This window comes from Verrucomicrobiota bacterium (assembly GCA_027622555.1).
Classification (GTDB): domain Bacteria; phylum Verrucomicrobiota; class Verrucomicrobiia; order Opitutales; family UBA2995; genus UBA2995.
Genome location: JAQBYJ010000155.1, coordinates 1 through 10,413 on the forward strand (window position 1 = coordinate 1; position 10,413 = coordinate 10,413).

General features: G+C 45.2%; 7 protein-coding genes. 2 read left to right on the plus strand and 5 right to left on the minus strand.

Going from position 1 to position 10,413, the window contains the following annotated elements:
• Positions 1–294 precede the first annotated feature (294 nt).
• A complete protein-coding gene (locus tag O3C43_22960; protein MDA1069349.1) occupies positions 295–2,457 on the minus strand; it encodes a right-handed parallel beta-helix repeat-containing protein in 2,163 nt (720 codons plus the stop codon).
• A complete protein-coding gene (locus O3C43_22965) occupies positions 2,403–2,813 on the minus strand; it encodes a hypothetical protein (GenBank protein MDA1069350.1) in 411 nt (136 codons plus the stop codon). The genes O3C43_22960 and O3C43_22965 overlap by 55 nt, the downstream gene beginning before the upstream one ends.
• A gap of 520 nt (positions 2,814–3,333) precedes the next feature.
• Between O3C43_22965 and O3C43_22970 the strand changes: the two genes are divergently transcribed.
• Positions 3,334–4,110: a glycosyltransferase gene (locus O3C43_22970; GenBank protein MDA1069351.1), complete on the plus strand. Its 777-nt coding sequence runs from the start codon at positions 3,334–3,336 to the stop codon at positions 4,108–4,110.
• On the plus strand, positions 4,091–5,119 hold the full coding sequence (locus tag O3C43_22975) for an NAD-dependent epimerase/dehydratase family protein (protein ID MDA1069352.1): 1,029 nt from the start codon (positions 4,091–4,093) through the stop codon (positions 5,117–5,119). Before O3C43_22970 ends, O3C43_22975 begins: the two co-directional genes overlap by 20 nt.
• Before the next feature lie 26 nt (positions 5,120–5,145).
• On the opposite strand, the gene O3C43_22980 is transcribed toward O3C43_22975, so the two are convergent.
• From O3C43_22980 to O3C43_22990, 3 genes are all read right to left on the minus strand, one after another.
• Positions 5,146–6,549 (minus strand): alkaline phosphatase D family protein, encoded by a 1,404-nt coding sequence (locus O3C43_22980; protein ID MDA1069353.1) that lies wholly within the window; start codon positions 6,547–6,549, stop codon positions 5,146–5,148.
• A 96-nt stretch (positions 6,550–6,645) separates the two neighbouring features.
• Positions 6,646–8,940, minus strand: a complete 2,295-nt coding sequence (locus O3C43_22985) for a hypothetical protein (GenBank protein ID MDA1069354.1) — start codon at positions 8,938–8,940, stop codon at positions 6,646–6,648.
• 237 nt (positions 8,941–9,177) lie between these two features.
• Entirely contained in the window at positions 9,178–10,098 is a 921-nt protein-coding gene (locus O3C43_22990) for a DMT family transporter (GenBank protein ID MDA1069355.1), read from the minus strand.
• Positions 10,099–10,413 lie beyond the last annotated feature (315 nt).

Here is a 10,413-nt window from a genome sequence, read left to right on the forward strand (position 1 = left end):
CATTCTTCGTCAGGGTGATTTTATATCTTGGTGCCATGACTCAAACATGGCGCAATCTCAGAAGCCTGTCTATAAGAAACTTTATGTGTTACATGGTACTAGGTCCCCCAAACGCAATACAAGCGAAGCCCCGTCAATCTCATCGATGAACACATTATCCATATGAACGGTACCATCCAGCAACCTCATAGCCGCCGCTTGTGTATCTATAATCGTCATACCATCGATAGTTGCGTTACCATTAGCATAGCGACATTCATAGCCGTCATGTAGTGAATGTGTGATTAGGAAATCCTACATAGTGATGGTCCCGCCAAAATGCAATATACCCGGTCCCGCGGTTCCACCCGATCCATTATACTCTAGTCCTGGAAATCGGACTTCAAAGTTTTCTAAAGTCCCAGTGGCTAATGCATATGTGCCACCGCCTGTCCAGCCGTCGCGTAACCAAATATTAAACCAATCCCCGGGTGCTGGGGTAGTCGCACTTCCGTCGCCATTAGTATCTCCACCAGCCGTATCATCTAAATGAGAGGTCAGAATGATCGGATTCTCTTCTGTCCCTCGAAACTCCATGTGCCCGTCCAGGAAAATCCCCCCGTACTTATCAAATTTCAAAATGGCTCCTTCTTCGACGATTAGTGTCGCTCCATAAAGAACTTCAATGATACCACCCCGCTCATCATTGCCATCATCGATAAATAAGTAGGTTTGGTTGGCTTCCAGAGTGACGGTTCTTCCCGCTAGGATCTTACCCCCTCTCATCCTTATTGTCTCAGTATTCAGCCCACCTGAAAAAGTGTTCCCCGAAACATTGAAAGGAGAGTCTATCGAATAAAACATAGCTTTCCCACCCGTGTTCTCAAAGCTGTTATTGGTAATATTGGTCTGGAGTGCGGTGTTATAGACGCCGGAATAGATACCATTCCAAGCTACATCATGAATGGAGTTTCCCGAGAATGTACCACCAGAATAGTCATCGATAAAAACACCGCTTTTACTAGCATAGGCAAAGGTTGAATGGGTGATTTGAAACTCTGTACGATTTGAAAGCTGTAACAAGTGGCCACCGTAGTAGACTTCCACATAATCAAAATCGATCGTGGATGTCGTATTTGATATCACCCAAATCCCTATCCAGTCCCCAGCCGAAGGAGCGGTTGCATCGACATCCTGGTTGCTGTCACCCCCAATACTATCGTCGAGGAAGGAAGTAAACTGAATCGGAGAGACATCGGTGCCAACTGCACTTAATTCTCCCTTTACGGTTATCTTTGATCCTGGAGCAACTTTCACTTGGGTCCCCGGTGCCAGTGTCAGAGAAACACCGTCGCTAATTTCCAGGTCGCGTGTTACGTAATACAATAAATTTTCCTGCCAGATCTGGTCTTCCTGAATATAAACCGGACCGCTGGTTTCAACATACTTAATGGCATTGGTCCACCCACAATTGATTGCTGTTGTTCCACTGGCATCCAATTGCACTCCAGATTCGACTGAATAAACTCCTGCAACACAGTTTTCGAAATGATTGTTTTCCAACTTTGTAAAGCCATTGGAATTTTTAATGTAAATACCGACACTCGATGTATCCGTGAATGTGTTGTTTCGAAGAATCGCATCTCCTTCTTGTATAAAAACGGCTCGTGTTTCTGAAAACTGAATGAGGCAATCCTCTATGATGGTTAACCCTCTTAAGGCATATACGGTGTTGTTTTGACTTCCACCACCATAGCTGAAATTACAATGTTTAAGGGTGGTAACTGCCGTTGAAAGCTCGGTTAATATACCCTGCCAATCTTGCGGTGCAGGACTCGTTACAGCTGCATCTCCATTTGTGTCTCCTCCAACCGTGTCATCTTTCAGCGATGTGAAGGTTATGGGATTTTCAGCAGTACCAATGGCATTTAAGACTCCCTGGTTTTTGAACCTTCCGGCAGTTTCTGCAAAAATAGTTGTTCCCGCAGGAATGGTTAAGGCCGCTCCATCCGCGATTATCAATTCTGCGGTCAGTAAATAGGGCACCTCGTCATCAAAAACCTCATTCCCGGTTATAGTACCGCCTCTGATTTCTATAGCTTTAATCCCAGATCCTGAAAATGTGCTTCCTGAACTCCTCCACGAATGGAGTCCATTGGTAATACTTACGTGACGACCTGCTACGTCTATCGTCGTAAGATTCGTACTCGTCACAATTGCATTTGAACTAATGACCCCTACACCGTAGTGGGAGGTGGTACTGCCAATTCTTTCAAGCGTTAAATTGTTTATCTGATAATCACCAGAGGTGGAATTTGAATAAAGAATACCCGCAGTCGAACAATCCGTAATTGATACGTTATCGATCGAAAATTTTCCAGATCCCACAAATATCGCCGCAGAACTGCTAACCCCGCCATACTTTATGAAAACATGTTCCAGGGCCATATCAGCTGTGTTTCCGAAAATGTTCTCCATTCTGGCCCAATCGCCCGCAGCTGGTGTGGTAGCCCCCCGTCTGCATTGGTGTCTCCGCCCAGAGTATCATCTTTGATAGAGGTAAAATAGATTGGCGATTCCGCGGTGCCAATTACGCTAAATGTCCCATCGTTGCTGATGGAGTCAGAAGCTCCCATTTTAACAATAGTGCCCGGATTAACAGTAACGGTAACCGTTTCAGCGATTGTCACATTTCCGGTTGTTTCAATGACTCCGGACCAAGTTTCATCTGCGTTTATTGTACCCGTTTTCGTTACCCCCTCAGCGATCGAAATAAAAAGAAATAGGAAAATAAAAATGCTGGAGCATTTAGCGGTAGAAAAAATGGGTTTCATATTGTTTAACTGCTATGGTTGGGTGTAGTTTCGAATCCCCGTGAGAGCTCCATTTATAAGAACCGGGAAAAACAAGTACCGGTTCTTCGGAATTACAAAGAAGATGAACCTTAAACATAACCATAACAGCAGTTTCAGGACAATCCCCAATTCCCTTGTTTCTTACAAATCAGGGAATCCACTACTCAAAATAGCTATTAGATTTTGTTGAATCGTTTGTAAAGTTGGTTTGACCACTGTCTTTACTTATTGAGAGTCATAAAAACCTTCGATTGTCCTCCACGTGACCTATTTCTCCTGTTATTGAGACTTTTCTTTTCTATTATTTTTTATGCATCTCAAATATGGCCTGGTAAGAAATTGGAGTGATCGTGCCTCCCATAACTATTTAGACTTCCAAGAATTTGAGGACAGTATTCTACTTGATAAAGAAGTCAGATCGATCGAGAGAGGAAAAGTATTCAGAGTATTATCATCCATTTTATTCCGTATTCTGAGAACGCTTAGAAGAAGCTTTGGGATGAAAGCCCCCTTGGAACCACCGATCAATGCAAAGGAAGAAGTAAGAATAGCTATTCTGGGTGGTCCTTCATTCCGGCGATGTCCTGACTTTATATTGAGGGGAACAAAAGTGGCTTATCTATATGATCCTACTCCCCCATGGGTCACTCAGGAGCAAGTGGTTCGCTTTGTTGAAGACACCGGGATTTCCATTCTTTTTGTTGGTCATCCGATTTTTCGTGAACGTCTGCAACCTGTACTTAATGAATGTCGGGTTCATTTTATTGCTGAAGCAGTAGATCCCAATAAATATAGTGCGAACGAATCCAAAACGATCGATATACTCGCATTTGGTCGAAAGCTGGAGAGTTACCACCAATCATTGCTTCAAGGGTTGCCCGATGGGATTAGCTATCACCATGAATGGCTGGATACCCGGGAAGATTTTATCACCGCAATGGGTGCGGCAAAGATGGTTATAAATTTCCCTCGAAGCGTTACGGACAAAACTATGGATGTGGATGCACTGACTATGCGGTATTTTCAATCCATTGCATCCAAAGCCCTCGTCCTGGGACACTGTCCTCCGATCTTGGAAGAGTTGTTCGGATACAATCCGATGGTTACTGTTGATTTAAATGATCCATGTGGGCAGATAAAAACCATCCTCTCAAATTTCAGTGACTACCAATCGTTAATTGAAAAAAACTATGAAATGCTGATTAATCATCATACGTACTCGCACAGGTGGGAGCAGATGAAAGCTTTTATAAACAGTGAAAGAATCCACAGATAGAAAGACACTTCCGGAACCGGATTTCCCCAGCGATTTTAAAGAACAAACTATTCTTGTAGCCGGAGCTGGTGGTTTTATTGGCGGACATCTGGTCGCCGATTTATTAAAGCGAGGCTGTCTGAACATTATTGCCGTCGATATAAAGCCAGTGGACAAATGGTATCAGGTTTTTGAAGAAGTTGATAATCGTGTCCTGGACCTTACGAATTCTGACGCATGCCTGGAAGCTGCCAATGGATGCCACAAAATTTATAATCTGGCATGCGATATGGGAGGTATGGGTTTCATCGAGCTTAACAAAGCGTTGTGCATGCGTAGTGTGCTTATTAATACGCACCTTTTGGAGGCCGCGAAGTTGAATGACTGCAAACGATATTTTTATGCATCGTCTGCCTGTGTGTATACTGCAGATAAACAATCGACTGCCGATGTCGCTGCCCTGAAAGAAGAAGATGTTTATCCGGCTATGCCTGAAGATGGCTATGGTTGGGAGAAGCTTTTTTCGGAACGCTTATGCCGACACTACCGGGAAGATTTTGGTATTCAAACTCGGATTGCCCGCTTTCACAACGTCTATGGGCCTTATGGTACATTCGATGGTGGAAGGGAAAAGGTGCCAGCCGCTATTTGTCGGAAAATAATTGCTGGTAAGTTGTTCGGTGAACACCGCATTGAAATATGGGGAGATGGAGAGCAAACCAGATCCTTTATGTACATAGATGATTGTATAACGGGGATTCATTTGATTACTGAGTCAAATGATTGGGTAGATCCTATTAACCTAGGCAGCTCTGAAATGGTTAGTATCAATCAGTTAGCAGAAATTATTGAGGGTATAGCTGAAGTTAAGGTCGAACGTGATTACAATTTGGATGCTCCGAAGGGGGTTCGAGGAAGATCCAGTGACAATACTCTAATTCAGCAAATATTCGGGTGGCAGCCTTCGATTTCTTTATCAGAAGGATTAGGAAAGACCTATTCCTGGATTCACCAGGAAATGCTTAAGTAAAAATAACAACGGTCGCATTTAGCGTCCTAGTTTTTCCGGCCAAGAACTTCCGTGTGAAGCAATGAAGGTTTTATAGAACTGTAATTGGTTGTGTACCACTCAGCTCTGGCGGCTCCGTTTTCAACCGTGATTCCCAGGAAACCTCCTTTACCGCTAAAGTAACGATGATACTCGGCGTTTTCGCCAGGATTGCCCCCGAAGTTGTGTTGATCGTTGATCGCTCCACTACCCAGTTCTATGAGTCCCGTTTTCGGGTCTTCCGAACAATACTGCCAGTGACGATCACCGCAAATGACATAAGTATTTTTTTGAGCACTTAGGAAATCACGCAGTTCCTGTCCTTCATGAGCAAAGACATCGTTTCCGTGGTTGTCTGCTTTGCCCTCTTTGTCCGGACCCACCATTGGGCCAGGTGAGATGACAAACTTATAAGTGGCATCTGATTCCAGAATGGTTTGCTTGAGCCACGCTTTTTGTGTCTCACCAAGAATGGTTTTTTCAGGTCCATCGGGTATCCGGTTTGGAGAGCGAAAATCCCGATTTTCCGTCATCCAGATTTGGACGTCTTTTCCCCATCGGTAAGTCCGGTAGGTACTCTCGCCCATGGGAACCTGTTCGCGAAAAATGTCGAGGCCCTGTTCAAAGGTCAGGTCTCCGTAAGTCTGTCCTGGCCAGCAGTCATTTTTCAAAGTGTCGTGATCATCTTTCATGAAATAAGATGTTACGTTTTGGTGAAAGCGTTGATTATTTCCGTAGGAGAACATCAGGTTCCACTTGGCCCGTGCTTGGGGAATGTTTTTCGCAAGAGGGGCCTTGTCATAATAAACGATATCCCCGGTGTGGACTAGAAAGTCAGGTTCGAACTCGAGCATTTGTTCGTAGGTTAAATGTCCTTCTCTGCCGGAATCTATACTGCGAATCGCCTGGCAAGTTGTAACAATAAAACGAATAGGAGACACGCTGTCCGCCAGTGGAGCGGTTTTGAATTGTCCATTGGCCGTAGCCGTTATGGTCCTTTCACCTGCTTTGCGCGCTTCGACTTGATAGGAGTAGTCTTCATTTGGATTGAGACCAGCGATTCGAAATTGATAGGTAAAATCCTCATCTACTGAAACAGCCTCCCATGTGGTCGAACGTTTTGATTTTTCATTTTGGGAACTTGGCCAAAACAAAACGCGTGTTTCGCCAGCCATACCGGGTACCACATCGTCTGGCATTTCGCCCGAATCGTTTTCTTCATCCGTCAATCCTTGGGTAAAGATAGGCAAGCGTTCGAAGTCAGCCTCCGGTTCTTGGGATAGCCTTACCCAAACGATTGCGTTGGTGGTGTCTACTTCGCCTACTTTAATACCCGTGGTGAAAAAAGGCCCTTCCTTGGCGATTAATAGGGTAGGGAGGATGAACAGGACAATTAGAAGAATTCGAGGCATAGTATTAAAAGTTGGGGCGATGATGGATGGCTGAATGGAAAGAATGAACCGTAGTTCCAGAAAGGCTCAGTGCAAGCCGGATTGCCTTTGGTTTAATTAATTCCCTGGAGTCGCCAGCAAGCGATAGAACGTACCCGCCGTTGTTTCATCAATTGCATTCGGCTCGAAGATATTCATCATGACACCCGTTCCAATTCTAAGATTTTCGGTAGACCAATCGCTAAGGTCATCGCTCTTTTGCAGTAAGTAATGAACTGAAATTTCCGATTCAAATGTAAGCTCGATATCGGGTCCGCTTTTTTCGATAGCTAATTGCCGGGAATCCAGACTGCTATCGGTTCCAACTCCTGAGAGACCTAACCTGATAGGAACGCTGTCCTGATTGGTTTTAATTACAAGAGCTGCCCCTTTATATCCAATGGACGAAGGATTAAAGCTTACCCCAATCAACTTTGTAGCATCCGGAATAAGGTTTGTTCCAGGGCTCTGGGAAACAATACTGAAGTCACCTGCATTGGGACCCTCAATCGTAATTGTAGTTAGTGTGAGATTATTACTGCTGATGTTTTTAAAAGATATATTCTGTACGGAGGATTCTCCTTCATCGATAGCACGACTTCCAAAAACGATAGGTCCTGTTTCTGAAGGTAATAAATTAAACGTTGGCTTAGGAAACAAAGCCGCACCGCTGATGATTATCAAATTACCAACATCAAGTGTGCTAACTCCGTCGCCTACCATTTCGTTAATAAGTAAATCACTTAAACCGTCCCTATCGATATCAGCTGCAACACCGCTATAAGATAAGGTATCGCCGGTGTTTGAAATGGTGGTGCCTTGAGCACCATCGATTTCAGCAATTCTCATGATATCAAGTGCTGGGAAAACGTCGACTAATCCATTTGTGTCGGGTCTCAAATTTACGAGCCCGGGCCATCCTCCGGGTTGCCCATACAACACATGAACGCTTCCGGCCTTTGTCCTTATTTCCGGGCTGTCACCAGGGTTCCCAAACGCCAAATCCGCATTTCCATCTCCATCAAAATCACCCTGCGAAACCGTATCTCCTCCGATAGCTCCAATACTTGGTCCGTAAATCGATGTTACAAAAATACCTGGCGGAGGCGTGTCTATTCTGAATTTCCGGCCTCTCAGATTTCCCGCATTGTACAGTATATATCCAATTCCAGCCACCGGTCTATTGTCTGGTCCTGCGATCAAATCGCCTACAAAGAGTTCAGGAAAACCGTCACCACTAAAATCCAGACCTCCAATCATTTCCTCGCCAAAATTTGTGTAATCAGGATCTCCATCGATACGCGTAAAATTTCCAAGCGGTGGAGATTCAGCTGAAAAGCGATAGCCTTCCGGCCACGGACCGGGAGGGAAATTTTCGTCCCAAACAATAAAGACTGATCCGTCCTGACTTCCCCCGGAGCCTTCACCCGTATTTTCCGGAGCATTTGGCAATCGAAGATTCGCACCTGACCTCGATAGGGTTGCAGCCACCAAAACTTCCATGCGATGGTTGCCATCCAAATCGGCGAGTTGAACCGTTCCTCCAAAATGATAATCAGCCGACTGAAGGGGAGGGTCCACCCATGCAACCTGTCCTTTAAAAGCTGCTGGGAAATCTTCGGATCCAAAATCGGCTAAATCGATAATGCTTGGTGAATCGTTTAAGTAAACTCCACCTCGGATAACATAGGCCGCACCTCTATTGTCAGAAACTGGAAGGCCGACGCCATCCACTTCATCTGCCCCTACAAGAACATCTGAGATGCCATCCCCGGTAATGTCTCCGGTTCGCAGCCATATTCCCAGTCGGTCGTAGGCAGATACACCCCAAAATGTAATAACCTTTATTCCCGCAGGCGGGCTTCCTAAATCAAGATAACTCAGGCTTTCGGCATGAGTTTTCAATTGAGGATTTCCAAATACAATTGTGAGTGCTCCAGTTCCAAGTCGTAGAGGAGAAGGCGAATGATTTTGTCGGCCAATTAACAGATCGCCGATGCCATCTCCATTGACATCGTCCATCCAGATTTCGGCACCGGTTGTTTCGTTACTTTGGGTCCCGGCAATACGGAGAATCCGGCTCTGAAAAATGGCGGAATTGATGGTGCCACCTATCGTTCCATCGCCGAAGACAAGTGTAACTTCTCCGGCACCGATCCGGCCAAGCGGATCACCTTGGATTTGGGCAAATGCATAGTCGAGGTGTCCGTCTCCATTGCAGTCGTAACCCCCAGCGACCGGAACACCTTTGGCCCCATCTTCATCCAGCCCTCGTCCATAAACTCTGGTGAGTACATCTGGTGCGGTCGTTTTCGTTTTTAAATCAAAAATAAAGGACGGATCTGCAGCGGAAGCGAATGAGACGAATCCCAAAAAAATCAAGAATTGGACTCTAAGAAAATTACACATCATGAAAAGATATCATCCTAAATAAGACGCCGCTCTATACTTATATTCCTGGAAAATCTTAAAGCTGGTAAAACAACCCTCCACCGTAATTAGGAAGCGTGTACTGCTGAGTATTTTGAACATAAATGGTTGAAAGTCTGATTTGAGAAAATCTCCCGGGTTCCTGAGATTAACAGGCTCATCAAAATTATGAGGATGCAGTCACCGCGATAACCGTTTTCTATCGCTTTGATTGTATAGGATGATGCCCGACAACACCAACGCTACTCCAACCAATTTTAGAAGGTTTAGGGATTCGCCAAGCAGGATAGCCGCGCCAAAAACCGCGATGGGGAGCTCTACGGCTGCGAGGACTCCTCCCAGGCTACTTCCCGTGAGCGGCAAGCCTTTCATTAGAGTGATAACGGGCAAAGTTTGACCAATGGCACCCAGCAGTAAGGCCATACCAACGAGTGGCCAGATATTATCACCGAGAGGGAACCACAGGCTCGGAATAAACGCGAATATTACGAGGCAACCGATCAATCCGATTCCTGAAACAGCAAATGATCGGAATTCAGCAGTCGTGTAGGCTGCTGTGGCTGGCGTTAGGATAAAAACCATGGCATAACACATGGACGCGAAAATGGCGGTGAATGCTGCGGCCAATGCCCCCGCCTCTTTAAAACTTTGCAAGATCTCCGTGGTAAGCACGGCACCGAGTAAAACCATACTGATTGAAGCGATCTTTATTAGTGACAGGGTTTGGTGTTTTGCCAGCAGCGAATATCCATATACCACCGGAAGATACATAAACATAAAAGTCGCTCCTATTGCCACGGGCCCCAGACTAAAGGATAGAAACAGAAAGTAACCTACCCCGATAGTACAGGAGCCAACAGCTATCAAGTTAACCCAGTGGCTCCTCCTGGTCGGGCGGATTGTTTTAAGGAACGAACCTGCAAAGCATCCGAAGAACAGTGTTGCGAATATCACTTCGAAGAAAAAGACCTGAAGGAACGAGACCCCAAAACCCAAGGCATATTTGATCAAGATTCCGTGAAACCCCCAGCAGAAACCGCTTATTAGAATAAAAAGGATTCCTCGCTGCCGATCCGAAAGAAATTTTTCTGGAGTGCTCAAGTGACAGAGTATTTCCAGGAATCTCGGGAAGCTTGCTCCAAGTTAGTGGAGGCTTCGGGTGTAAAAAAGTAAATGAATAGACTCATCGTATTGTAGTATGAAGCGCACGAACCTGTGATTACTTGCTTAAGCTCCGACAAGGTTTAAGGTCTCACTCCTCAGCGGGTCTGTAAATCATAGAGTGTCTTCACCAGTAACATCTGCGTGGTGTTGAGGCGTCTAAACTACCTCATCTCCCTTTGAATTAACTAGACCCTGTTCGAAAAGCCTTCCGGAAGGAAGGTTTTCTTTTTTTTGGTTCGTAGTTCAGGCTTG